This is a genomic window from Candidatus Symbiopectobacterium sp. NZEC135, assembly GCF_025962695.1.
Map to the genome: position 1 here is coordinate 1 of NZ_JAGFPF010001335.1, position 591 is coordinate 591.

General features: G+C 59.1%; 1 protein-coding gene. It reads right to left on the reverse strand.

Annotation, left to right across the window (positions count from 1 at the left end):
• Positions 1 to 591 (reverse strand): ferrochelatase (gene hemH, locus J5224_RS34130; protein WP_264629282.1); only part of this gene is annotated, 591 nt, incomplete at both ends.

Genomic DNA, 591 nt, shown 5'->3' on the forward strand with positions numbered 1-591 from the left:
GTATAGGGTGTCAGCCAGGGTTCACGACCAAAACGCGATTGAAAGGTCATTTGCACCTGTTCCGGTGCCAATCCCAACGCAGCGATCAGTGCCTGTGCCGTCGCCTGACAGCGCAGCGGATAGTCATCTCCCTCCGTCGCATAACGCACCGGAATGCCATGGAACGATATCACTAAGCGGTCTGGCACGCCGTGCAGCGCGAATGATGCTTCCACACGCTGCTTTAGCGCATCGATATAGGTCGGATGCGTCGCATAGTCACGGATAAAACGAATACCGGGCACCTGGCGGCGCGAGCGCAGCGCATCGGCCAGTCCATCCCACACCGCACCGGTGGTGGAACAGGAATATTGCGGATAGAGCGGCAACACCACCAGTTGGGTGACACCTTGGGACAGCAGGCTATCCAACGCCGACGGCAAGCTCGGCGAGCCATAGCTCATGCCCAGCGCCACAGGGATATCGTCGCCTAAACGGGCAGAGAGCGCGCACTCTTGACGTCGGCTGAAGGCCAACAGTGGGGAACCGTCAACCGTCCAGATGGACTGATACAGTTTGGCGACACGGGGAGAAAGAAAAGGCAGGATCACG